Annotated in this window: 33 protein-coding genes and 1 pseudogene; 18 read left to right on the forward strand and 16 right to left on the reverse strand. The window is 63.8% G+C overall.

Annotated features, from left to right (window positions below):
* Positions 1-59 precede the first annotated feature (59 nt).
* The 16 genes and pseudogenes from ACTPOI_RS19295 to ACTPOI_RS19370 form a co-directional block, all read right to left on the reverse strand.
* A complete protein-coding gene (locus ACTPOI_RS19295; RefSeq protein WP_440111687.1) occupies positions 60-455 on the reverse strand; it encodes a hypothetical protein in 396 nt (131 codons plus the stop codon).
* Between the two features lie 136 nt (positions 456-591).
* The gene (locus tag ACTPOI_RS19300) at positions 592-792 is read right to left on the reverse strand and encodes a hypothetical protein (protein WP_440111689.1); all 201 of its coding nucleotides are present in this window, start codon (positions 790-792) and stop codon (positions 592-594) included.
* Positions 789-2,366: a DNA cytosine methyltransferase gene (locus tag ACTPOI_RS19305; protein WP_440111691.1), complete on the reverse strand. Its 1,578-nt coding sequence runs from the start codon at positions 2,364-2,366 to the stop codon at positions 789-791. The genes ACTPOI_RS19300 and ACTPOI_RS19305 overlap by 4 nt, the downstream gene beginning before the upstream one ends.
* Positions 2,363-3,514 (reverse strand): recombination-associated protein RdgC, encoded by a 1,152-nt coding sequence (gene rdgC / locus ACTPOI_RS19310; RefSeq protein WP_440111693.1) that lies wholly within the window; start codon positions 3,512-3,514, stop codon positions 2,363-2,365. Before rdgC ends, ACTPOI_RS19305 begins: the two co-directional genes overlap by 4 nt.
* 60 nt (positions 3,515-3,574) lie before the next feature.
* Positions 3,575-4,744 carry a phosphoadenosine phosphosulfate reductase domain-containing protein gene (locus ACTPOI_RS19315; RefSeq protein ID WP_440111695.1) on the reverse strand — a complete coding sequence of 390 codons (1,170 nt, stop codon included), beginning with the start codon at positions 4,742-4,744 and terminating at the stop codon, positions 3,575-3,577.
* An 82-nt stretch (positions 4,745-4,826) separates the two neighbouring features.
* The gene (locus ACTPOI_RS19320) at positions 4,827-5,141 is read right to left on the reverse strand and encodes a zinc finger domain-containing protein (protein WP_440111697.1); all 315 of its coding nucleotides are present in this window, start codon (positions 5,139-5,141) and stop codon (positions 4,827-4,829) included.
* Positions 5,138-6,919 (reverse strand): YqaJ viral recombinase family protein, encoded by a 1,782-nt coding sequence (locus ACTPOI_RS19325; RefSeq protein ID WP_440111699.1) that lies wholly within the window; start codon positions 6,917-6,919, stop codon positions 5,138-5,140. The genes ACTPOI_RS19320 and ACTPOI_RS19325 overlap by 4 nt, the downstream gene beginning before the upstream one ends.
* Positions 6,920-6,989: 70 nt before the next feature.
* Positions 6,990-8,156: a hypothetical protein gene (locus tag ACTPOI_RS19330; protein ID WP_440111701.1), complete on the reverse strand. Its 1,167-nt coding sequence runs from the start codon at positions 8,154-8,156 to the stop codon at positions 6,990-6,992.
* 280 nt (positions 8,157-8,436) lie between these two features.
* Positions 8,437-8,823: a hypothetical protein gene (locus ACTPOI_RS19335; RefSeq protein ID WP_440111703.1), complete on the reverse strand. Its 387-nt coding sequence runs from the start codon at positions 8,821-8,823 to the stop codon at positions 8,437-8,439.
* Complete coding sequence (locus ACTPOI_RS19340; RefSeq protein WP_440111706.1) at positions 8,808-9,101, reverse strand: hypothetical protein; 294 nt, start codon at positions 9,099-9,101, stop codon at positions 8,808-8,810. Before ACTPOI_RS19340 ends, ACTPOI_RS19335 begins: the two co-directional genes overlap by 16 nt.
* On the reverse strand, positions 9,098-9,418 hold the full coding sequence (locus ACTPOI_RS19345; protein WP_440111708.1) for a hypothetical protein: 321 nt from the start codon (positions 9,416-9,418) through the stop codon (positions 9,098-9,100). The genes ACTPOI_RS19340 and ACTPOI_RS19345 overlap by 4 nt, the downstream gene beginning before the upstream one ends.
* Positions 9,415-9,612 (reverse strand): hypothetical protein, encoded by a 198-nt coding sequence (locus ACTPOI_RS19350; protein ID WP_440111710.1) that lies wholly within the window; start codon positions 9,610-9,612, stop codon positions 9,415-9,417. Before ACTPOI_RS19350 ends, ACTPOI_RS19345 begins: the two co-directional genes overlap by 4 nt.
* A gap of 64 nt (positions 9,613-9,676) precedes the next feature.
* Positions 9,677-9,988, reverse strand: coding sequence for a hypothetical protein (locus ACTPOI_RS19355; RefSeq protein ID WP_440111713.1), 312 nt, complete (start codon positions 9,986-9,988; stop codon positions 9,677-9,679).
* A 1,227-nt stretch (positions 9,989-11,215) separates the two neighbouring features.
* Positions 11,216-11,533: a hypothetical protein gene (locus ACTPOI_RS19360; RefSeq protein WP_440111715.1), complete on the reverse strand. Its 318-nt coding sequence runs from the start codon at positions 11,531-11,533 to the stop codon at positions 11,216-11,218.
* Positions 11,534-11,819: 286 nt separating this feature from the next.
* Entirely contained in the window at positions 11,820-12,284 is a 465-nt protein-coding gene (locus ACTPOI_RS19365; protein WP_440112699.1) for a LexA family protein, read from the reverse strand.
* A 30-nt stretch (positions 12,285-12,314) separates the two neighbouring features.
* Positions 12,315-12,494: pseudogene (locus tag ACTPOI_RS19370) on the reverse strand (helix-turn-helix domain-containing protein); the annotation flags it as partial.
* A 70-nt stretch (positions 12,495-12,564) separates the two neighbouring features.
* Between ACTPOI_RS19370 and ACTPOI_RS19375 the strand changes: the two are divergent.
* The 18 genes from ACTPOI_RS19375 (at position 12,565) to ACTPOI_RS19460 (ending at position 22,027) form a co-directional block, all read left to right on the forward strand.
* Positions 12,565-12,840 carry a YdaS family helix-turn-helix protein gene (locus ACTPOI_RS19375; RefSeq protein ID WP_440111717.1) on the forward strand — a complete coding sequence of 92 codons (276 nt, stop codon included), beginning with the start codon at positions 12,565-12,567 and terminating at the stop codon, positions 12,838-12,840.
* Positions 12,833-13,147: a hypothetical protein gene (locus ACTPOI_RS19380; RefSeq protein ID WP_440111719.1), complete on the forward strand. Its 315-nt coding sequence runs from the start codon at positions 12,833-12,835 to the stop codon at positions 13,145-13,147. Before ACTPOI_RS19375 ends, ACTPOI_RS19380 begins: the two co-directional genes overlap by 8 nt.
* A complete protein-coding gene (locus tag ACTPOI_RS19385) occupies positions 13,140-13,346 on the forward strand; it encodes a hypothetical protein (RefSeq protein WP_440111721.1) in 207 nt (68 codons plus the stop codon). Before ACTPOI_RS19380 ends, ACTPOI_RS19385 begins: the two co-directional genes overlap by 8 nt.
* Entirely contained in the window at positions 13,343-13,636 is a 294-nt protein-coding gene (locus ACTPOI_RS19390) for a hypothetical protein (protein WP_440111723.1), read from the forward strand. The genes ACTPOI_RS19385 and ACTPOI_RS19390 overlap by 4 nt, the downstream gene beginning before the upstream one ends.
* Positions 13,629-13,826 (forward strand): neutral zinc metalloprotease, encoded by a 198-nt coding sequence (locus tag ACTPOI_RS19395; RefSeq protein ID WP_440111725.1) that lies wholly within the window; start codon positions 13,629-13,631, stop codon positions 13,824-13,826. The genes ACTPOI_RS19390 and ACTPOI_RS19395 overlap by 8 nt, the downstream gene beginning before the upstream one ends.
* Before the next feature lie 20 nt (positions 13,827-13,846).
* The gene (locus ACTPOI_RS19400; RefSeq protein ID WP_440111727.1) at positions 13,847-14,602 is read left to right on the forward strand and encodes a hypothetical protein; all 756 of its coding nucleotides are present in this window, start codon (positions 13,847-13,849) and stop codon (positions 14,600-14,602) included.
* Positions 14,599-15,963, forward strand: coding sequence for a replicative DNA helicase (locus ACTPOI_RS19405; protein ID WP_440111730.1), 1,365 nt, complete (start codon positions 14,599-14,601; stop codon positions 15,961-15,963). The genes ACTPOI_RS19400 and ACTPOI_RS19405 overlap by 4 nt, the downstream gene beginning before the upstream one ends.
* 12 nt (positions 15,964-15,975) lie before the next feature.
* Positions 15,976-16,254, forward strand: a complete 279-nt coding sequence (locus tag ACTPOI_RS19410; protein ID WP_440111732.1) for a hypothetical protein — start codon at positions 15,976-15,978, stop codon at positions 16,252-16,254.
* A gap of 263 nt (positions 16,255-16,517) precedes the next feature.
* On the forward strand, positions 16,518-16,757 hold the full coding sequence (locus tag ACTPOI_RS19415; RefSeq protein ID WP_440111734.1) for a hypothetical protein: 240 nt from the start codon (positions 16,518-16,520) through the stop codon (positions 16,755-16,757).
* Complete coding sequence (locus ACTPOI_RS19420) at positions 16,754-16,969, forward strand: hypothetical protein (protein WP_440111736.1); 216 nt, start codon at positions 16,754-16,756, stop codon at positions 16,967-16,969. Before ACTPOI_RS19415 ends, ACTPOI_RS19420 begins: the two co-directional genes overlap by 4 nt.
* Positions 16,966-17,265, forward strand: a complete 300-nt coding sequence (locus ACTPOI_RS19425; RefSeq protein WP_440111738.1) for a DUF4406 domain-containing protein — start codon at positions 16,966-16,968, stop codon at positions 17,263-17,265. Before ACTPOI_RS19420 ends, ACTPOI_RS19425 begins: the two co-directional genes overlap by 4 nt.
* Positions 17,258-17,611, forward strand: a complete 354-nt coding sequence (locus tag ACTPOI_RS19430; RefSeq protein WP_440111741.1) for an endonuclease — start codon at positions 17,258-17,260, stop codon at positions 17,609-17,611. Before ACTPOI_RS19425 ends, ACTPOI_RS19430 begins: the two co-directional genes overlap by 8 nt.
* Entirely contained in the window at positions 17,604-18,104 is a 501-nt protein-coding gene (locus ACTPOI_RS19435; protein WP_440111743.1) for a hypothetical protein, read from the forward strand. The genes ACTPOI_RS19430 and ACTPOI_RS19435 overlap by 8 nt, the downstream gene beginning before the upstream one ends.
* Complete coding sequence (locus ACTPOI_RS19440) at positions 18,101-18,322, forward strand: hypothetical protein (protein WP_440111745.1); 222 nt, start codon at positions 18,101-18,103, stop codon at positions 18,320-18,322. Before ACTPOI_RS19435 ends, ACTPOI_RS19440 begins: the two co-directional genes overlap by 4 nt.
* Positions 18,319-18,777 carry a hypothetical protein gene (locus ACTPOI_RS19445; protein ID WP_440111748.1) on the forward strand — a complete coding sequence of 153 codons (459 nt, stop codon included), beginning with the start codon at positions 18,319-18,321 and terminating at the stop codon, positions 18,775-18,777. The genes ACTPOI_RS19440 and ACTPOI_RS19445 overlap by 4 nt, the downstream gene beginning before the upstream one ends.
* Before the next feature lie 79 nt (positions 18,778-18,856).
* Positions 18,857-19,396, forward strand: a complete 540-nt coding sequence (locus tag ACTPOI_RS19450; RefSeq protein WP_440111750.1) for a hypothetical protein — start codon at positions 18,857-18,859, stop codon at positions 19,394-19,396.
* 62 nt (positions 19,397-19,458) lie between these two features.
* A complete protein-coding gene (locus ACTPOI_RS19455) occupies positions 19,459-20,418 on the forward strand; it encodes a terminase small subunit (protein WP_440111752.1) in 960 nt (319 codons plus the stop codon).
* A gap of 1 nt (position 20,419) precedes the next feature.
* Positions 20,420-22,027, forward strand: coding sequence for a terminase (locus tag ACTPOI_RS19460; RefSeq protein ID WP_440111754.1), 1,608 nt, complete (start codon positions 20,420-20,422; stop codon positions 22,025-22,027).
* Positions 22,028-22,033: the final 6 nt, after the last annotated feature.

The following is a 22,033-nucleotide window of genomic DNA, read 5'->3' on the forward strand; positions in this document are numbered from 1 at the left end:
AATCAAATCAGGGCGCAGCGCTTTGCCAATAAGCGCATGCAGCTATAAATTAAGTAGCGTCAGCGCTTCGATTCAAGGGCCTGCTTGACGTGTGATGTGTTGAGCCCTTCCGTGGTTTCGAGGATCGCAGCCAGCCGAAGCGTTCCCTCCGCCAGCGCCCATTCACTGAGGTCTGGCATCAGTCGATCAATGGCCGCAAGCCCGGACTGGATGGACCCGCGGTGCCGCTCCAGGTCTTTCGGTCGCTCCATCAGATCGCCCAGCGCATTGGCCGCGCCCAGCAGGATGCGAACGTCTGGGTTGTCGGTGGCTTCGCCCCACTGTTTGCCGACCGCGAAGGCGGTGATGTAAATCAGCCTGCCGGTAAGGTTGCACAACTCCATGGCGTCGGCGCCCATGAATGCGTGAAGGCCAGCGCCGGTGCGCAACACGGCCAAATCCTTGGACAACCGCATCTTGAACACCGCACCCTCGATAGGGGTGCTTGCGCGGCGCTTTTGCTGGTGTGCGGCGGGTTTTGCTCGGGCTTTCGCCCGGCGCAGCTCGCGGGCGGATGGGAGCGCAGGGAACGGCGGTGCCATGTGATGCCTTTCAATGTCCACAGGGAAGGCCGCCCCCTTCGGGCGTGCCGTCCGGGTTGATGGGATGCCGGGCGCCGCAGCCCAGGCAGGTGCGGTGCTCGGGCTCGGGTGGCGCTGGTGGCTGCGTAGCGAATGGCCAGCGCAGCGGCTGTAGCTGGTGCAGCGCCTGGATGCGGGCGAGGCGCATCTGTGTGACTTCGGCTGGGGTCATGTGGTTTGCTCAATGTGTTTCTGGATACGCTGTCCGATCCACCGGGCTACTGGCACGGCCCAGCTGTTGCCCAGCGCCTTGTATCGAGGGCCGTCTGGACAGTCGCCGGCGGGTTTCTTGCGCCATGGGATCAGGGTGTAGTCGTCGGGAAATCCCTGCAGGCGCTCGCACTCCGTTGGTGTGAGGCGGCGCACTTGCATGGCGGTCAACAGGGCGGGTGGCGGGCTGCTGCGGTCCAGGCTGGTGCTGTATTCCTCGTACACCTTCCCGGCTTGGTTGCTTTGCGTGTTGTGCAGCTTGGTGGTGTAGGCCACACCTGTCGGGTTCAATGCCCCGAGCGCCGGGCTCAGGTTCTCCGTGCTGGCGTGCTGGGTGCCCGACAAATTGGCAGGGAACGCAATCGCAGGCGCATGCGCCCCGGCTGCAAGCGGGTGGCATGGGTCGCCGGGCTTGGGGTTGCTGCGGTTTGCAACGCTCGTCACCTGGGTGGTGTCGAAAGCCAGCACGGGTTGCTGCACGACCGTTGTGCTGCTGTTGTCGATGTTGCCTGGCGTGCGAGCGCGCAAACACTGAGCCACATCGGAATAACTGGCTACCTTCTGCACAGTTGGGTCGGTGCCGTGAATCGTGACGCCCACCGGCACCAGCGGCGTCCCCCGCCCCGTGCCATCCTCGCTGGCGTCGAAGCCTGCGCCGCGCAGGGTGTGGGCGGTTTCTTGAACGAGGAGTGTTCCAGCCTCAAAATCGCCAGGGTTGTGGCACCCGCGGTTGGCGTTCAGCGCGGCGGCCTGGTCGATGGGGCCGCTTTGGTTGTTTCCGCCGAAGGCTTGAATCAGCCCTCCATCGCAATCGAAGTCGGTCCCAAGGCCACCGCCTGCAGTGCTCCGTGAAGGGATGGTGGGAGCGACTTTCCCCGCTTCTCGGCTCGGCGCAGTATCCCGGCGCAGGCCGTCCCACTCAAAAAGAACCTGGGCGGGATCGAACCCGTTTCGAGCACTTGCGACAACGAACACACGGCGGCGTCGTTGGGCCACTCCGAAATATTGGGCGTCCAGGGTCCGCCATGCAACTGCGCGCGCTGGTCCATACACAGCACCAGCGTTTGCCCATTTTTCCCCTGGTGGCTGTAGCGGCTCATCCTCCCCGGCAAGGCCTGCCAGAAAGCACCCGAATGCGTTGTCTTTGGTGCTGAGGACGCCGGGGACGTTTTCCCAGCCAATGATGCACTCTCGCTCACCGCGGCGAGCTCGAACATGGTCAATTGCATCTGCAAGCTCCACAAATTTGAGCGTGAGGTTTCCGCGCTCGTCAGCCAATGATTGCCGCAGGCCTGCAACACTGAAAGCCTGACAGGGGGTGCCGCCCCAGAGGCTCTCAGGCGCAGGCACCTCGCCGGTCAGAACCCGGCGCGCGATGGTGGTCATGTCGCCCAGGTTGGGGACATAGGGGTAGTGGTGAGCCAGCACGGCGGCCGGGAAGGGTTCAATCTCTGCAACCCATGCGGCCTTCCAGCCCAGCGGCGCGAACGCCACGCTTGCGGCCTCAATGCCGCTGCAGACGCTGCCGAAGTTCATGCCAGCACCTTGCGCACGCCGCTGGCGTCCATGTGGCTGACAATCCCCGCCTTCTCCATGGCATGCAGGAGCCGGGCGGCACGGTTGTAGCCGATCAACAGTTTACGCTGCACGTAGCTGGGGCTGGCCCGGCCATCGGGGGCGCGCACTAGGTCCACGGCCTGCTGGTACATGGGGTCGATTTCGCTGTCAGCGGCTGGCGCTGGTGCCGTCACATTGCCTGCCTCGTCCACCGCCAGGCTGCTCGGGCAGGGCACGCCGGGCCCCTGCTCGCCGCCCAGGGCTTCGATCAGGTCGGGGATCAGCTTGCACAGCTCGCCGGTGGCGATGGCCACGTCCGCGTCGAAACCGCCATCCTCGCCGCTGCGCCCCTCGAAAACCACGTCCAAGAAAGCCAGCTTGCGCACCTGCAGGCCCTCGGTCAGCACGAACGAAACCCGGTCATCCCAAGTCAGCGCGAGCTTGGTTGGCAGCTTGCCGGCTTCGATGTGGGCCTGCACCTCGTCAATGTCCAGCGGGTGGCGGCCGTACTTCACGACCGCCTTGCTCTCGTCGGCCGCTTTCAGTTCGCACTCGCGGTCCACGGTGAACCCGGTGGGCGGCTCCTGCTCCTTGAGCCAGTGCGCCATGCAAGCCTGCGGGCTGCTCTGCGTGTTCAGCAGCGCCACCGACAGGCCGGGCAGCAGTTCCACCAGCGCGGTCACAATGTCGTCGGCGCGCGCCTGGCTGCCCGTGTCCAGCACCAGGGTGCGGGCGGTCGGGTCGATCCAGATCCAGGTGCTGGCCTGCTTGGTGAACGCCATGGGCAGCAACTCCAGCTTGGCGTCCTCCTTTAGCTCTTTAGTTTCCTTGCGGCCGGGCTTGCGGCCGGTTTCCTGCTCAATGCGGGCGGCTTTCTCTGCCACCTTGCGCGCCAGCACTTCGCCGGGCACGGCCTTGGCCTCGGTCTTGTAGCGGGCGATCCACTGGCCGCCGATGGCTTCAACCATGGCGCCGTGGGCCTCGCCGCGCGGGGGCACAAAGCCGCGGGATTTCTCTTGCGTGGCGGTGCACTCGATGAACGGGGCAGCGGCCAGGGCCTGCTCAATGGCAGACAGGTCGGCGGGCCACAGGGGGGAAATGCGGTAGATGATGAGGTTTTTCAGCATGGTGAGGGCGTAAAAAAGCCCGCTGGGGCGGGCTGGGTGTTGGTGGGGTTGCGGGTGGTGCTACTCGCACAGCCCGTAGATGGACGAGCAGCTGGGCCCTGCGTCCTGCGACCTAAAAAAATCGAACTGGCGACCGCCGCGGCTTGTCTTGGCCCACTCAATCACGGATGTGATGCCGTGTGTCTCATGGTGGATGGCGGCCATGTCTCGTGGGTTTCCGCTGATCGTGTCGGCTTCAAAGAACGTGCTGCAGCCGCGCTTGCTGGCGATGCTGACAATTCTTTCCCACTCGGCTACTCGCTCAACCTCCTGCGGGAAGCGCTGGCTGATGGCTAATAACTCATCCTTTCGGGCATGGATGCAAGGCATGCACCCCACGCGCCCCATCCCCTGCTCGTACAGGGGGTTGTGCTTGACCCCGTGCTTGCGGTGCATCGCAAAGCAATCATCGGCCGTCCATTGCAGGATAGGCCGGTAGTTCCACAGGGTTGCACCATTGGGTAGCGTGCGCTTTGCCTCCAACTCCGTCAGGTGGCGGCGTGCCAGTGATTCATCGGCGCGCACACCCTGCCAGCTCATCACATCGGCGCCGGATTCAAGCAGCGGCAGCTGAACCTGCTCGGTGATGGGCACATGCTTGAGCTCTTCGCTGCAAAAACGTGCCCGCGTCGATGCGAAGCGCCCCTTCCAGATGCACAAATCCAGAAAGGGTATCCCTGTGGGAACAAGTACCTCTCGTGCAGCGTGGATCTTGGCATCGGCCTCGGAATCGCTCATTGCCCGCACGGCTGGCGCCCAAAACCATCGGCCCGTGCCTCGCGGAACGATGGCCGAAAGGTATGGGTTTTCAGGCGTTGGCGGCTCGTCCACGGGCTGGCCGGTCAGTCGGTTGACCGGCTGGGCGCAGGCGTCATCGCCATCATTCTCCGCGGGCCACCAACTCCACTCGCCTGGCTGGCCAGCCATGAGGCCACTTTTCCAGTGGTTCAGGACAAATTCCGCTTTGCGAGCAATGTCCTTGGCAAAGTCGGCTTTCACCCAGCGGATTGCCGGCAACCCTCGTCCCACCATCCAGTCGCTCAGGTAGTGCACATACTCAAGGGTCTGGGGGTGCTCGTGCCCGGTGTCTGCAAACACGGCCTGCATGTTCTCGGCCTCGCGCTCAATGGCCAGCAGGAGCAGGGCCGTGCTGTCCTTCCCGCCGCTTACGCTGATGATGTTGTGTTCCATGGCGCTCCAAAGAAAAAGCCCGCGTGGTGCGGGCTGTTGAAAAAGGGCGTGCACGAAGGGGGTTCATGCACGCGGGTGGTGGTCAGGCTGCCGACTCCATCCACTCGTCGGGAACAGGGGGCGGCGGCTCAGTGGTGCAAAGAAGGTCGTCGGGCCGGTAGCCTCGGGGCACGATGCGCTCGGCCCGCACACGGCGCGCAACGTGTGTGCCGCCGCCGTAGCCCTGTTTGCTTTTGCAAGGCTCACCGACCAGCGCGCCGCACTGCGGGCAGCCGCAGACAGTCACGCTCCGGTCGGTGCGCAGGTAGCGCCCGCGCTCGTCGGGCACGGCCACGAAGATGAATCCACCCTGGCGGTCCTCCCAAGCCACCAGGCTGACGCGGGGCGTGACGCTCATGCTGCGGCGCGGGCCTGCAATCCCTCAATGTGCCGCACCAGCGCAGCCAGGATCAGGGGGAAATCGGCCTCGTGGTACAGCTTGCTATTGCCTGCGGTGGCGGCCGGTGCGAAGCCCACGGCGCGCAAGCCTTCCACGCTGGTCAGGATCACACCGCCCAGGCGCTCGTTGATCGTGCCTAGCTTGAGCGTCGGGTTGCCGGTGCGCTCTGCTGGCGCTGGCGCAGCGCGGAACAGCTGCACGACACTCTCGGGCGCGCGGTCAACAATTTCCGCGTCCACCACATCACTATCAGAATTGATAGCAGCCGGGGCAATGAATGCGTGCGTTACGGGCTGATTTCGTGCAATTTCTACGGCCGCGCGGGCTGCTTCATCCTGCTGGCGCTGCAGCTCGGCCGCCTCGGCGCGGGCGCGGGCATCGGCCTCGCGCTGCAGCTTCGCCGCTTCCTCTGCCCGGATGCGCTCGCGCTCTCTTTCCAGCCGGGTTTCCTCGTCTGCCTTGCGCACCGCAATGAGAAAGGCCAGGTCGTCCGGGGCTTTGAGCACCAGCGCTGCCGCGTCGTGCACCACCAGGCCGCTGGCGTCCAGCGTCTTGAGGTTGGCATGGATCCGGGTGGCGATTTCGCTGGCTGCGATCTTGGCCCGGGCCAGCTCGTCGTTCACAGCGCCGCGCAGGCTGTCCAGCGTTCGCTTGTTCTTCACTACGCCATCGAAATCGGTGGGCACGCTGGGCATGTAGGCCTCTGGCATGGCCGCGTTCAGATGGGCAATGTGTTCCCGCAGGGCGTTCTGCCCGCGGTGCACCTCGGCCTGCTTGATGCTGTCCTTTTGGCTCTTGACCTGTTTCTCTACGGCGTTGGCCCGCTCGGCAGCCAGTTTCCCCAGCTGCTCCAGTGTGTCCAGCACATCGTTCACCGATGTCATGCCACTGCGGACCCGCTGAATTGCCACCTTCATGCCGGCGGACACCTCCCGCAGCCACTTGGCATCTGTTTCGCCGTCCGCGAAATCCTGATCCGTTTCCAGCGTCGTTTTGATGCTGTTGATTCGCGCCAGCACCTCGGCTTTGAACTCGTCCACATTGGACGCGGTGATTTCGCCCTTGGCGTCAAACACCAGCACTGGCAGCGCATCGCGCAGCTTTGCTGTCGGCTTGACCACCGCTGTTGCTTTGGGCGGAACCCATGCGGCCACGTCCTTATGGAACTGCTCCCACCCGGCCAGGATGCGGCCACGCAGCGCAGGGTTTGGCGTGTACCAGCAGTGCATTTCATCAATCAGCTGGTCGTCGCTGTCCCAGGCGCTGGCCACGAACAGGATGCGCTCGCAGTCCGACACGGCGCACTGCTGTTCCATCTGAATCTGGTACTCCATGGGCAGGTCGGCACCCGTGCACCCCTCGACCGACAGAACCGCGCGCAGGCGCTCGTTCAGCGTCTTGTGCTCGTAGCCCACGGTTTCCAGCATCGTCAGCCCGTCGAAGCTGGCCGACAGGCGCGAGCCTTCGACAGAGCCGGTGCAGGGGTACAGATCCTCCCCGATGATCTTTTGGGCCAGCGGCAGGGCCAGTTTCTCGAAGTGGTGGCCAGCATCGAAACGGCGCTGGGTGGCTGCATCCACCTCGGGGCGGATGCCCGTGGCGTACTCTGCAATCAGCTGGTCGCGCGTCTTGTACGCACTGCAGCCCATCATGGCCGGCGCATCGCTGGCGTTGTCGTGGGCGGCGCGGTAGGCGTGCCATTCGGCGGAGCCTTGAATCAGGTTGTGGGTAATCATGGAAATTCCTATGAAATTGGCGCGCAGCGCTTGATTTATAAGCGCTGAAAGCTATGAATGTGATAGCGGTTTATTCGCTTTCGAGGGCAAACTTGCGCTGCTCAAAGAACCCGGTCAGCCGGGTGCGGGCATCGGGGTCGGCCACTTCACCAATCAGGTCGGCGGCCTCGTACAGCGCGTCCAGGGTGGCGGCGTTGTGCATGCGGTCGCCCAGCGTCTTTTCTTGGATGGGTTCGGGCGCCTCGCTGCTGGCTGGCGTGGCCTTGGGCTCCACATCCGTCACGGGCTGCTCAATGGGGGCGCGAATGGCGTCCATCTGCGCGGCCGTCAGCGTGTTCTTGGTGCTGGCCTTGGCGATGATCGAATCCGCCGTTGCCTTGCCCGCTGCAATGCCCGCGCGCCACTTTGGCAACATGGCTGCAAACTCCTCATCGGCATAGGGCGGCAGTTCGACGGGGCGCACCTCGCCCGTGCCTGGGTCAATGTTCCCGGTGGCGCGCGGTACCGATTGCTTCCCGCCCTCGGTCACAGTGCCGTCTGGCTCCACCGTGAATACGTCGTGCACTTCCTCGGCGGTGGGCAGGCCCATCAGCAGCTCGGGCGCGTAGATCCGGCCGAAGAATGCCGCGCTGCGGTAGCGCATCATCAGGTCGGGCATGGACTTCCACTTGCTGCCGTTCTTGCCAAACCAGCCCTCATTCACCGCCATTTCCATCGTGACGGGGGCGGATTCAAGGCGTTCGCCCGTGGCCTTTTCGATGGCCCAGGCCACGCAGCGCGCATTGCGGATGCGTACCTTGTGCTTCTTTTCGACCTTCTTGCGGTCCTCCCACTCAAAGGTGGAGTAGGTGGCGTCGATCTCGTCCAGCCACTGCAAGTCGAAGCGCAGCGGGCTGAACTTGCCGCAGTTGTTGATGGCGGCAATGATGAACTGGCTTGACCAGCTGGGGCGGCCCTCGATGATGTGCAGGTTCTGCATGATCATCAGCGGATTCGCGTTCATGCGCTGGGACATATCCAGGGCAATCATGCAGTTGGAGATTGCGGCCGGGTTGGGCTCGACCGTGGCGCGGTCGCCGTAGCCCTTCGTGACCATGGCCTGGTACGCCGTGGGCACCATCGTGCTGTTGGAAAAAGCCTTGGCCGTGCGCTGCAGGAACTCGAAGCTGTGCAGGTCGTTGAAACCCATGGTGACAGGCGCGGATGCCTGCGTGCCGGTCTGTGTCAGTGCATTCATGAAAACCTCAATTGGTGGTTGTTTCGGATGGTCTTGACGGGCTTTTTCAGCCCGCTGTTTTGGCCCACATGCCACTGGCCACAAGCGGCGCAGCGGTAGGGGCTCAGCGTTTTTTCAGTGCGGCGCCGGGCGCGTTTGCTGGCTTCCTTCGCGGTCTGCAGCGTGTGCACTACGTTTCCAGTTGGGCATTCCATGGCTCAGGCCCCGTAGATCCGCACGTAAAGCAGTGCGGTGCCGATGACGGTGGCGGCAAGCCACAGGGCGACAGCTGCGGCGGTTTTCATGGCTTCACCCCGGCCACCATGTACGGCTTGCCACGCTTCGGCGTACAGCGGATGTCCTTGTCGCCCACCCACTCGTGCACCGCAGCGGGCCCGCAATGGCGCTTGCCTACGTAATCGCGGCTGGCCTGTGCTGCTTCCTCTTGCTGGATGGCCTGCAGTTCTTTGGCCGCGGCCTGCTCGTAGCGCATGTCGCCGCTGCAGCCTGTCAGCACCACGGCGGCCAGCGCCACCACGGCCACTGCCCAGCCGGTGCGGATCAGGGCGTAAAAAAACCGCCGGTGCAGGGGCGGTTTGTATTTGTGGATCGCTACTGCCTGTGCGGCATCGCAGCCGAAGGCGTCGATCAGCGTGCGCTTGTAGCGGTAGGTCAGCGGGTCGTGCATGTCGCGTCTCCGGTGTGTGGTGGCACGCTGACGACAGCGGCCTTGATGATGTCGCCCCAGCTGGCGGCAAGCTCCAGCTGCGCAGTGGGGATGCCCTGGCAGGCGTTCCAGCAGGCGGCCAGGCGGTTCAGGGTGGCTAGCTGCTTGGCCTCCAACGCTTGGCCGTTGTGCAGCACGGCCAGCAGCCATTGGCCGTGATCGTCCAGCAGGGCGTAGCTGTTGGCGTCGCCGTTGGCGCGCACGGTCAGGGTGCCGGTGTAGGGCTGCGCTGCGCTCATGCTGCACCGCCTTCCCCGACCTTGAGCATTTCGTCTGCCAGTTCGTAGCACCAGCGCGCGAACTCGTCGTGCTTGTAGATTTCAGCCCCATCGGCCAGGCTCCCCTGCATCGCCTTCGCTGCAATCTTGTCGCGCGCCGCCTTGCGGATCATGTCGTCCAGCCAGTCGGTACCGCTTTCCGGGATGCACAAGTGGATGGCTGCGTACTGGCGGATAGTCATGCCATCGCTGGCTATACGCGTGCGGATGCCCTCTTGCGTGGTGTAGTTCATATCCACGGGAAACGCCGGCCCGCCACCTTTCACTTCGCCGTTCATGACAGCACCCCGGTACTGTGCAGATATTGCTGCTGGTCCTGCAGCGCACGGTAGATCCGCGGGTCGTTTGCTTCCGAGTGCTGCACTTGGGCCCAAGCATCGGCGTGTGCTGCACGCATCTGCTCTTCTGTAATCGGGGGAGGTGCGCCAGGGATGCGCAGCAGCTGCTGGAATGTCGCGTGGACGTTCTTCATGTGACTCTCCTGGTGGTCGTAAAAAAGCCCGCGGTCGGCGGGCTGGTGGTTGTTTTGGGCCGGGCTACTTGCCCGATCTGTCGCGGTGCGCTTTGGACAGCGCGGCGGCGGCGCGCGCCCCGTTCCAGGCGAAAACCTTGGTGAACTGCACCGCCACGCGCTCGGGCGCTTTGTGCGGGCAGCTGCGCGGGCAGCGCGGATCGCTGCTGCCGTGGCGCGCGCCTGGTGGCTGGTGGTCAAGGCTCGTGCGGCAGTAGCCGTAGTCGATGAATGGTTCACTGCCGGGTGGCTCTGGCGCTGCATGGCACGGGTAAGGCTGGCTGGCATTGCCGTGCACGGCCGTGGGCGCCTGGGGGATGGTTGCGTCTGCTGGCATGGCCGGAGAATGAAAAAAGCCCACACGAGGTGGGCGAACCCTGCGCGGGGCAGGGGGGAGGGAGACTGGTGCCCCAGGCGGGTATCGAACCAAAGGGGATGACCCTCGCGCCTTCGGCTTAAAAAGCCGGTGCACTCCTTGTGCTACTGGGGGATTGGTGCGGGGCTTCCACCCGCTGCGCACACGACCGGGATACCCCAATCCGCTCTGATGGCGAAACACAGGCCCGCAGGGATACAAACCCTCACGCGCGCTGCGCTTTCACTGCCGTACTTTCGGCCCGCGCCACTCCAAGGCAACGGGCGCCTGCGCTGACCATCATTGAAGCGCCCTGAGCCGTCACGAACTCTCAGACCCCTAGAGCCAGTGGACACGCTGCAGCGTGCTACCCACCTCCCTTGCGCACTACGCCTATTCGCCGCGCTTCAATGATGGTGCTGGTTACGTCTCCAGCGTCCCGAAGGACCGCGCCAAATTGCCAAGGGCATTCGCCACTAACAGGCTTCACGGCTTTGGATGGCCGGTGCTCTTTCCATCACATCAGGGGGCAGGGCGCTACTCCTGCTATGCGGTCGATACACGGTTTGCCTAGTCGGAACTGGCATCGGCTGACGCTGCCCAAGCGGGACTCTCACCCCTTCCGCCCGATCTTGTCGGGACACCCGTGCCACGTTAGCGTGTCTGCTTTCCACGCCGCCCCTGATGTGATGGCCCTGTTTCCAGGGCATCCGCCGGCATTCCATCCGGCGTAACCGTTTCTGTTCTTGGTCGTCTACACCTCACCTTGTTAGCCCGTGTACCGCGCTTCGGCGGACTGGGACCGGATGGATTCCGCGCAGAGCATCGGCCGTGCCCGATGGTGCTCATGTGCCGGACGAAGGCCCCACAGGCAGGGCCAGCAACATCGGCGGTTGAATTGTGGGAAGAGCCTGGGCGCCTGCTCGATCACTTGGGGCCCACCGGCAGCGGTGTTTGCTGCCAGTGAGGTAATTATTAGGCACGCCTTAGTTATGTGTCAATAGGTGTGCCTAATTCTTTTTGATAAACTGCCCCACGCCCTGCACCCGCCGGGCGAAAAAAAACCGCCTCAGTGGGCGGTATGGAGATGCGATGCAAGGCGATGAACTTCTATTCGAGCTGCACGGTCCCGATGGGCAGGTGTGGCGTGCGTATCTGGACGGACGGGTTGAGGGATTCCCGCCCGGCACAAAGGTTGTGAATCACGCTCTAACGGTGGTCAACAGACTGATCGGGGAAATAAAGCCGCAGCGCGTCGGCCTCACCGCACAGTAACCCCATCCTGTACTTATTGAGTGCAGGCTTCTCGCACGGGGTTGCGCCATACTGCAGAGCGAGTGCGCTGGTTGCGGGCGTGAAGTACATCTCCACGTTGTCGGCCTGCAGGTCGTATCGCGAGAAAAGTGCCCATTCAGGCCATGGTTTGCCGTGCGCAATGAGTAGTGCTATGCACGCCTCTTGAATCGCGCGCGTGGGCGCAAAAGCATCTGCGCCGTTGCCAAGGTTGAGCTTGTACCAACTGGTCATTTGTTTTCCTTTTGCCGGGATCTCCGGCACTCCCTCACATCCACCAGCGTCTTGAACCGGTGGTCCTCTCGCGTGATCCACTGCATGTTGTGCGGTCGGTCAGCACCGCCAGCACACAGCGCAATCACATGATCGACATGCCAGCCAGGGCAAGCTCCGCGCGTGCTCCCCGTGGCCGGGCATGGGTGTTCCGCCCGGAAATTGCGTACCTGCGAGCGATCCCTTTCCACGGCTGGGAGCGCTGCCGTAAAAAGCAGGGCAGCGAGTCCCAGCGCGGCTGCGCGCATCACCGGGGCCTACGGTACTTCCGGTGCTCCACCATCGTGCCCACGATCCTGATGTGCTCCACATCGGACCGCAGGGTGGGGTAATCGTCGTTCAGCGGCACGAGCTCGAACACCATGTTGCCGCTGGCGTCCATGCCGCGCGGGCGGTACTTCTTGAACGTGGCTTCCTGCTCGCCGTTTTTGGCGGCCACGAAATCCCCAGGGTGCGGGGCCACTTCCGGGTCGATGATGACCCTATCGCCTGGGTTGAACTCCGGCAGCATGCTGTCGCCCCGAATGGTGAGCGCGAAAGCGTGGGCTGATAGTTCAAGGTCCGTCAGCAGGTATTCGTCGGCATCGCCCGGCTGGAACTGGTCAACGATCTCGCACCACATGCCGGCCTGGATGGCGCTGATGACAGGGATGCTGCGGCCACCTATGGGGGCGGGCGTAACGTTCGACTGCGAAGGGTTGGCATCGTTCATCGACCCTGCGCCGGTGGCCAGCCATATTGCGCTGCATCCGTACAAGGCGGCTGCCTTTGCGGCCGTTTCACCCTTCATGGATTTTGTATCCCCGCTGAACCAGGCGTTCACGGATGGCGGTTTTGCGCCCGTTGCACGAGCAAGGTCAGCCTGCGAAATGTCAGGTCGGGCGGCCGACAGCGCGGCAAATCGCTGCTTGAGCGTGGTCATTAGGCAATCCTAAGCAAAAAAGACATAGGTGCACCTTGTCTTTGTCTTAGGTGCGCCTTAGAATCTGCGCATGATCTCTGTTCAAGACCTTGGAGGGCCTACAGCTGTAGCCAAGATGGTGAAGCTGTCGGTGCCGACCGTTCACGGCTGGAAGGCCGTCCCTGACCGTCACTGTCCGACCATCGAGCGGGAAACCCGTGGCGAGTGGACGTGCGAAGTGATCCGCCCTGATCTCGTGTGGCGCCGCATTCCTGATGAGCAGTGGCCTCATCCTGCTGGCCGCCCGCTGATGGACTTCGCAGCGAAAGACGCGGCTACCGAAGCCAAGGAGGTCACGCATGGTTGACCACCACCACGACGACGACCTGCCCGCGTTCTCCCGCGGTATTGCCGGCCCCCTGGGCAAGCTGGACCACGACCTGAAAACGAAGGTCGATGAGCACACCCACACCCTGTTCCTGCAGCAGTGCGCCATGCGCGGGATTGACCCGTCCTGCGCTCTGCGGGATTGCGTGTACGTCATGGTGCACGGCAAGAGCTATCGGCAAATGGTGGTGGAGAAGGTGAGCCATGACGAGAAGCGTATCCAAGCGCTCACGAAGCTCATAGGTCATTTTGGGGCCCCCGAATCAGGAGTGGTCAGCCATGGGTAACTGTTCCTGCCTGAGCCCTTTCCTCACGGTGCGCCCACGCGGCCCGGATCTCGACATCCCGGCCGTCCCCCCACGCAAGACCAACACCAGCAAGGCGCCGAAGGAGGGCAACGTGGCCCAGGCGCTCGACCGCAACGGCCGCCGCACTGTGACCATGCAGCCGCGTGCCTATGGCGAAAACAGGGCGGTGGCGAAATGACCGCAACCGCACAGCAAGACCTTTTTGGCGGCCCAGCTCCGCGCCGCTTTGACGAGGACGCATTGGGCTTCCTGATCCGGTTCGCGCGCAAGCAAAAGGGCCAACCATTCAGCTCTGAGCACGTCACCTTGGCGGCCATGGATGCAGGCATTGCGCCCCAGGACTTGCGCGCGTGGGGTGCCATCTTCACGCAGGCCGCCCGCGATGGGCATATCCGCCGCAGCGAGGTGCTGTTTCAGCGCTCGATGGGCAATGGCTCGCTCACACCAGGATGGGTTTGCAATGACTGATACCGAACTGGCCCAGCTGATCGACAGGCGCCGCGACCTGGCCGCGCAACTGGCGGGCGTTGAGCTCGAAATTGCGATGGCCGTGGGCGACCGTGATGCCGCGCGCCGCCATCTGCATGAAATGAATGCCCAGACCGAGGCCCGCAAGGCCGCACGCTTTGCGATGTGCCGGGCGATGGGAGCGCACTGATGGCGAACCCGTGGTTCCGCATGTACGCCGAGTTCGCAACGGACGCGAAGGTGCAGAGCATGACCGAGGCGATGCAGCGCCGTCTCATGATGCTGTTGTGCCTGCGTTGCAGCGACGTTCTTGCAACGTTGCAAGACGACGAGTTGCAGTTTGCATTGCACATTGGCAACGATGAATTGGCCGAAACGAAGGCTCTTTTCATGCGCAAAGGCTTTGTTGACGACGCCTGGAATCTGCTGAACTGGGACAAGCGCCAGTTCAATTCTGATAGCAGCACAGAGCGCAGCCGCAAGCATCGGGAGGCTAAAAAGGCCACTGCCAATGTGATTGCAACGTCACGCAACGTTGCAGCAACGCCCCCAGATACAGATACAGATACAGATACAGATACAGATAAAGAACCTAACGGTTCTGTCGGCAAGGCCGACGCGCTGCCACGTTGCGACACGCAATCCGTGGTGGACCTGTACCACGAGGTTTTGCCTGAACTGCCCGCTGTGCGGCTGATGAACGACGGGCGCCGCAAGGCCATCGCTTCGCTGTGGAAGTTCGTTTTGACCTGCAAGCGGTCGGACGGCACACCCCGGGCGACCAACGCAGCCGAGGCGATGAACTGGATTCGCGGCTACTTCGCCCGAGCCCGGGAAAACGATTTCCTGATGGGCCGGGGAAGCAAGGGCGCAGGCCACGAAAGCTGGCAATGCGACCTCGACTTTCTGTTGTCCGAGAAGGGCAAGAAGCACGTCATCGAAAAAACACAGGCAACCCCAGCATGAACCCCCACGATCTCCCCACCGAAGAATTCAGCTACTCGCACGAAGCCGAGTGCGCCGTCATCGGCGCTGTGCTGAACATTGGCCCAGACGCTTACGACGCCACCGCGCTGACCGCCGCGATGTTTTTCCAGCCCGTGCACCAGGTGCTGTGGGTGGAAATGGAAAAGCTCATCCTGGCCGGCAAGCATGTGAACGTAGTGGAGCTGATGCAGTCGATGCGCGGCACCGAAATGGATTGGGTGTACGTGCAGGGCCTGAGTGCCAGCTACACCACGCTGCGCGCCGCTCGCGGCCACGCCAAGATCGTGCGGGAATACGCCAAGGCCCGCGCCCTACAGTCTGCCGCGCGTGACGTGGGCGAGTTGGCCAACGACGAGAGCATCACCATTGAGCAGCGCGTGTCGCAGTCGGTGGCCAAGCTGGAGGCCGTCATTGAGGAACGCGCCGAAAAGGATGCGCTGCCGGTGTCGGAGTTCGTGGCCGACTTCCTGGACCGCCTGCAGGACATGGCGGACGGGAACATCACACCAGCCCGCCCCACGCACATCCCTGCGATGGACCGCCTGCTGTCGGGCGGCCTGCGCGACGAGCAGCTGGTGATCGTGGCGGCACGCCCATCGGTGGGGAAGTCGTCCTTTGCCCAGCAGCTGGCCCTGAGCTCTGCCCGTGACGGCATCCCGGCCGCCTTCTTCGGCATGGAAATGACCAGCCGCGAGCTCACAAACCGCACGGTGGCCAACATCGGCCGCGCTCCGCTGAGTGGGCTCAAGACGGGCAAGTTGAGCTCGGAGGAATGGAATCGCGTGTCCGAAGGCGTGGAAGCGCTGCGCGACCTGCCGCTGTATCTGTACGACCAGCCAGGCATGACGCTGGCAGAAGTGATGTCCAAGGCCCGCAAGCTGGTGCGCAAGCATGGCGTGAAGCTCATCGTGGTGGACTACCTGCAGCTGATGAAGGGATCGGGCGGCCGGGTGGATCGCCGGGTGGAGCTCGAAGAAATCACGCGCGGGTCCAAGCAGATGGCCAAGCAGCTGGGCATCACCGTGGTGCTGCTGTCGCAGCTGAACCGCGAAGTGGAAAAGCGCACGAACCCGCGCCCGGTGATGTCCGACCTCAAGGAGTGCGGTGCCATCGAAGAGGACGCGGACGTGATCCTGGCCCTGTGGACGCACCGCAAGGGCGAGGAAGGGCAGGCCGACATCAAGGGCTGCGCCGTGCTCAAGAACCGCGACGGGCAGACCGGCGAGGTGGCATTGCACTTCGAGGGCCAATACCAGCGCTGGGGCGAATCGACGGAATCGCTGTCGGCGCCCGCCAAGGCATCCACCCCGGCATCCAGCCGTTTCGCCGCGGACTACTGAGCCATGGGGTACATGCAAGACGCTAACGCCATTGCGGCCCGCCTGCGCGGCCGTGCAAGCCCTCCCGGCAAGAAGGCCACGGGCCCGACGCCGCGCAACAAGGATGTGCTGGCGTACATGCGCGAGTTCTTCGCGGAGAACGACCAGCTGCCGCCCATCGCCACGATCTCCCAGCACTTCGGGTGGGCGTCCACCCAGGCCGCCCAGGCGCACGCGGATGCACTGGTGCGCCATGGCCTGCTGGAGCGCAACGCTGTCGGAAAGCTGCGCTTCGCGCGGGGGGTGCGATGAATGTGCGAGTGCTGCAACGAGGCCCGGCCAGCGCCGGAACAGCACCGCATGTTCGCGGACGGCTGTCTGTACTGCGCAGCCAGGCGCATCCAGTTCATCCAACGGACCCTGCGAATGGGCGCGACGAACACACAGGCGAGGTGCCGCACGGCATTGCAGCAGGCAATGGCGCTGGGACTGCCGGAGTCGGACATACGGCGAATGGCCAAGGCGCCGGAGTGGCAGCTGGCGCCGGAGCCAGAGAAGGAAACAAGGAAAAAGCGATGACCGCGATTGAAAAAGCAAAGCAGGGCCTGTGCGAGTTGTGCGATTCGCCCGTGCACCACGGCCCGTACACCGACAAGGAGATCGCGGAAATCCAGGCAGACATCGGGCTGGAGCCAGATGAACTTTCAGATTTGTGCGACGACTGCTTTTTGTCGGAGATCGCCCAAGGCGACGAGGCGCGTGCATCGCACTACCTGGGCGGCCGGGCGCTGCAGCTGCGAAAGGCTCAGGCATGACCGCCGAAGAAATCATTGCAATGGCAAAGGATGCTGGCTTTCCAAAGGGCCGGCGATTGTCGGTAGAGGTTCAGAGATTGATTCAGTTGGCGGCGGCAAAGGAGCGCGAGGCGTGTGCGCAGGTGTGTGAGAACTTCAATCCGGAGCACTCGAAAGTCAACTACTACGACAGAGCCATGGCAGAAGCCATCCGCGCAAGGGGTGCCGCATGACCCAGCGCATCTACATCGCAGGCCCTATGTCCGGCCTGCCCGACCTGAACTACCCGGCCTTCCATGCCATGGCTGCACACCTGCGCGCCAAGGGCCTGCACGTCGAAAACCCCGCCGAGAACGACCCGCCCGCGTGCGAAAGCTGGCTGGGTTACATGCGCTTGGCCGTGGCGCAGCTGGCGAGCTGCGATGCCGTGGTGATGCTGCCCGGCTGGGCGAAGTCCAAGGGCGCGTGCATCGAGCACCAGCTGGCCGTGGGCCTGGGGCTGGAGATTCTGGAGGCCGCCAATGTCTGAGCCGCTGCACTTCACCCTGCCATGGCCGCCGGCCGACCTGAGCCCGAACGCCCGCGGGCACTGGAGCAAGCTGGCCCGGGCGAAGAAGGCCTACCGCGCCGCGTGCGCGTGGACCGCGAAGGAGCAGGGCGCCCAGCGCATCGAGGCCGCGCGTCTGCACCTGACGCTGGTGTTTGTGCCGCCGAACCGCCGCGCGCACGACCTGGACAACTGCCTGGCGCGCATGAAGTCGGGCCTGGACGGCCTGGCCGATGTGCTGGGGGTGGATGACAAGCACTGGCAGCTGGCGCCGTTCAAGTCGGACGAGGTGGGCGGCTTCGTGAAGGTGGAGGTCCGCAGTGCCTGAACTTGCCATTTCTGCCGCCTGGAACGAGCCGATACAGGCTGGCCAGCATTTCAAAAACGTGCTGGTGCCCTGGTGCAAGAGCATGTGGGCCGCTGGCCACCGGCTGCATGTAGAGGTGCGACTACACGAGGACGCCAAGACAGATCGCCAAAGGGCGTACTACCACGGGGTCGTGCTCAAGACCATTGCCGACCAGGCCCGACCCAACGGCCAGCAGTACCCGCTGGCAGTCTGGAAAGAGCACTTCCGCAAGGAATACCTGGGCTTCAAGACCCTGACCCACAAGAACCCGCTGACCGGCAAGAAAACCCGCACCCGCGTGCGCGTGAGCACTGAGGACTTGGGCGTGCGTGGCTACAGCCAGTTGATCGACCGCGTGAGCGCATTTGCCGCGACCGAGCTGGGGGTGACGTTCCCGGCCACGTACCAGCAGTGGGAGGGAATGCAGGTGGATCCGGATACGGGCGAAATCATCGGAGGACTGACGCAGTGACCCCCCCCACCCAGTTCCAGAAGATGCGGGCTAACCGCATCCGTACTGCCCGCGCCGCGGAAACATCAAAACAAGTCTCCGCGCAACAGAATGCCAGCCTGTGCTCACGGAATCGGTTTCTGTTTGAAACGGGGCGGGAGCCCACTTTCACCAGCGCAAGCAACTACGCCGCGTTGCATTCAGTGTGGCGGGAGAGCAAAGAGTTGAGGGCCAAATGAAGCGCACCGGATTCAAACCCCGCGCGCAGCACCGCGAACCCCGCGACCCTGACCGTGTTCGCAGCACCCCCACGGTATCGGCTGGCGCATGGCGCACGCCCCGGGCAGTGGACGCCGCGCCCACCGAGCAGATAGCCAAGACCGCCCCTGTACGCAGCGAAGCCCTGCGCCGCGCTGTGGCCAGCCTGCCGTGCGCTATCTGCGGTGTGTATGGCTATTCCCAGGCCGCGCACGGGTCAGAAGGGAAAGGTGCAGGCATCAAGGCATGTGACCTCACCTTGTTCCCCGCGTGTTGCGACCGCCCGGGTGTGCGTGGCTGCCATGGGCGAATCGACCAGGGCGCGCTATTCACAAAAGCCGTGCGCCGCGAGCTGGAACCCGTGTGGGCCGCTGACACGCGCCGCAAGCTGGTGGCGCTGGGGCTATGGCCCAAGGGTGTGCCCGTGCCCGACTGACCAAAAGAAAAGCCACCCGAAGGTGGCCCTCCCGATCTTGCGACCTGAGCAATCGCAATGATACCCAGGAGCCATGACGATGACCACTGCAAACACGACCGCCACCGCCACCGCCCCATCCGAAACCGAGGCGGCATCCCTGGCCGCGCACAACACGCGCAAGAGCAGCCGCGACCTTGTGTACGACGCCATCCTCGATTTGTCGGACAGCGAGACGCCGGCGAACGTGCGTGACATTGCCGCTGTCACGGGCTTGGCAATCGCCATCGTGTACGACAGCGTGAAGGCGCTCAAGCAGCGCGGCCGGATCTACAGCGACAACGGGGCATTTTTCGTGACCGGCGAGCTGCCCGAGACGCAAGCGGTATCCCAGACCGTGCTGCCCAACGGGTTCGTGAAGCTGGAGAAGGCCGACCAGGTGATGGACCTGAACCCGCGCGAAGCCCGCGCGCTGGCCCGCAGCCTCGCGGGGTATGTGGAGCAGGCGGCCGTCATCCTGATGCAGCACCAGATCAACGAGCAGCAGGCGCAGATTCGCAGGCTGGTGCGCGACTACTCCCAGGTGCGCCAGCAGCTGCACGCGATTGCGCCTGAGCGGCAGGGGGCGATTGCGGCCTGACCAAGACCTGAACCCCCTAGTAGGGTTCGACACCCCCCAGCCCGCCCGGAACACTCCGGGCCATGGCATCACAACCCGCGCCCAAGAAGGCGCCCCCCAAGAAGCCCACAGCCAAGAAGAAGCCCGCTGCGCGTAAGAGTGCCGCGGGCGTTTCTGCGCCTGCGAAGAAGGCTGCGCCACCCAAGAAGGCCACACCCAAGCCCGAGCGCGCGTCCAGTGCAATCAAAAGTGATAGCAGCACAGACAATGCAGATAAGGGCTTGACCCCAAAACAGCAGCGTTTTGTGGATGAATACATGGTGGACCTGAACGCCACCCAAGCCGCGATTCGGGCGGGATACAGCCGGCACACAGCCGGCGAGCAGGGCTGCCAGCTCTTAGCAAAACTTAACATCCAAGCTGCGATTTCTATAGCACGCAAGGCACAGCAGGAGCGCACAGGCATCACCGCAGACCGGGTGCTGACCGAGATAGCCCTGGTGGCCTTTGCTGACGCCCGCGAGCTTGTGGAAGTGCGCAAAGGCTGCTGCCGCCACTGCTGGGGCGAAGGCTTCAAGCGCCAGCGCACCGTGGGCGAAATGAACGCCGACATGGTGGAGTGGCGCAAAGATGGCAAAGACCCGGCCGACTTCGACCAGGAAGGAGGCATTGGCTACAACCCCCACCGCCCGCCACACCCCGATTGCCCCGATTGCGTAGGTGAAGGCCACGCGCGCACGGTCATCAAGGACACCCGGCAACTGAGCCAGGCAGCCGTGGCGCTGTATGCGGGCGCCAAGGAGACGAAGTACGGCATTGAGGTGCTATCGCACTCCAAGATGGACGCCGTTGAGAAGCTGGCCAAGCATGTGGGCCTCTACGAGAAGGACAACCAGCAGAAGGCCGACCCGCTTTCTTCGCTGCTGACCCGCATTGCACAAGGCAACAGCAACGGGTTTGTGCCCGTGGCCGTGGACCCCGAGCGCCAGCCCGCGACCGGGCTGCCCATGCGCGCGGATGTTGGCGACGACGACGAGGATTGATGTGTCGGCCCGGCCCAGCGTCCCACTGAACCAGCTTCCCAACACCGAGGAAGAACTGGAGCGCTGCCTGCGCGATCCTGAGTGGCGCCTGTTCTCCGGGTGTCTCTACAAGATCATGGTCAAGGGCGACGACAAGGACGGAGAGCCGGGCGAGTCGTTCTCCCGGCCGTTCGTGCCCAACCGCGCGCAGCGGCGATTCATTAAGCGCCTATGGCATCGCAACATCATCTTGAAGGCCCGCCAGCTGGGCTTTACGACGCTGATTGCCATCCTTTGGCTGGACCATGCCCTGTTCAACGCCGACCAGCGGTGCGGGATCATCGCGCAGGACCGCGAGGCGGCCGAGGCCATCTTTCGGGACAAGGTGCGCTACGCCTACAACAACCTACCCGACGAGATCCGCGAGCGTTTCCCCCTGGCGCGTGACAGCGCGACCGAGCTGCTTTTCGCGCACAACAACAGCAGCGTGCGCGTGGCCACGTCGATGCGCTCCGGGACCATCCACCGCCTGCATATCTCCGAGTTCGGGAAGATCTGCGCCAAGTACCCAGACAAGGCCAAGGAGGTGATGACGGGCTCGATACCAGCCGTGCCCACCACCGGCATTCTGGTGATTGAGTCCACCGCGGAAGGCGCCAACGGGGAGTTCTACGAGCTTTCCAGCCGGGCCGAGGCGCTGCACCACGCGCACAAGGTGCTGACCGAGCGCGACTACCGATTCCACTTCTACGCCTGGTGGCAGGAGCCGAACTACCGCATGGACGCCACGGTCGTGGCGATCCCGGCCAAGCTGCACGAGTATTTCGACGAGGTGGAGGCCGAGACGGGCACCAAGCTCGACCCCGAGCAGCGCGCATGGTACGCAGCGACCCAGCAGGCCGACTTTGCCGGGCGCGAGGAACGGATGTGGCAGGAGTACCCATCCACGCCGCGCGAGGCCTTCCAGCAATCCACAGAAGGCCACTACCTCACCAAGACCATGGTGGAGCTGACCCGGCGCGGAGGCATCACCAGCGTGCCCGTGCTGGACATGCCTATCTACACGTTCTGGGACATCGGCAACAGCGACGGGTGCGCGATCTGGTTTGCCCAGTCGCTGCGCGGCGAGGACCGGTTTGTGAACTACTACGAGGAACACAACGAGGACTTGCGGCATTACGTGCGCCACCTGCAGGGCCTGGGCTATGTGTTCGGCAAGCACTTCCTGCCCCACGACGCCGACCACAAGCGCCTGGGCGACTTCAACCGATCGACGAAGCAGATGCTGCAGGCCCTGATGCCGGGGCAAAAGTTCGTCATCGTGCCCCGCATCACCGAGCTGATGACCGGCGTGCACACCTTGCGCAAGCACCTGAAAGGCGCATGGATCGACAAGGACCAGTGCGCCCTGGGCATCGAGCGCTTGCGTGGCTACAAAAAGAAGTTCAGCCAGGCCCTCAATAAGTTCACCGACGAGCCCGACAAGAGCAACGGCTGCACCGAGGGCGCCGACGCCATGCGCCAGTGGGCACAGGCCAAGGAGACGGGCCTTTATTCCCCTGCCGATGACGCCTACGGCAGCAACAGCAGCAGCTACCAAGAACCCCCTCCCGCCGACTGGCGGACGTGACACAGA

The organism is Acidovorax sp. BL-A-41-H1 (assembly GCF_051942715.1).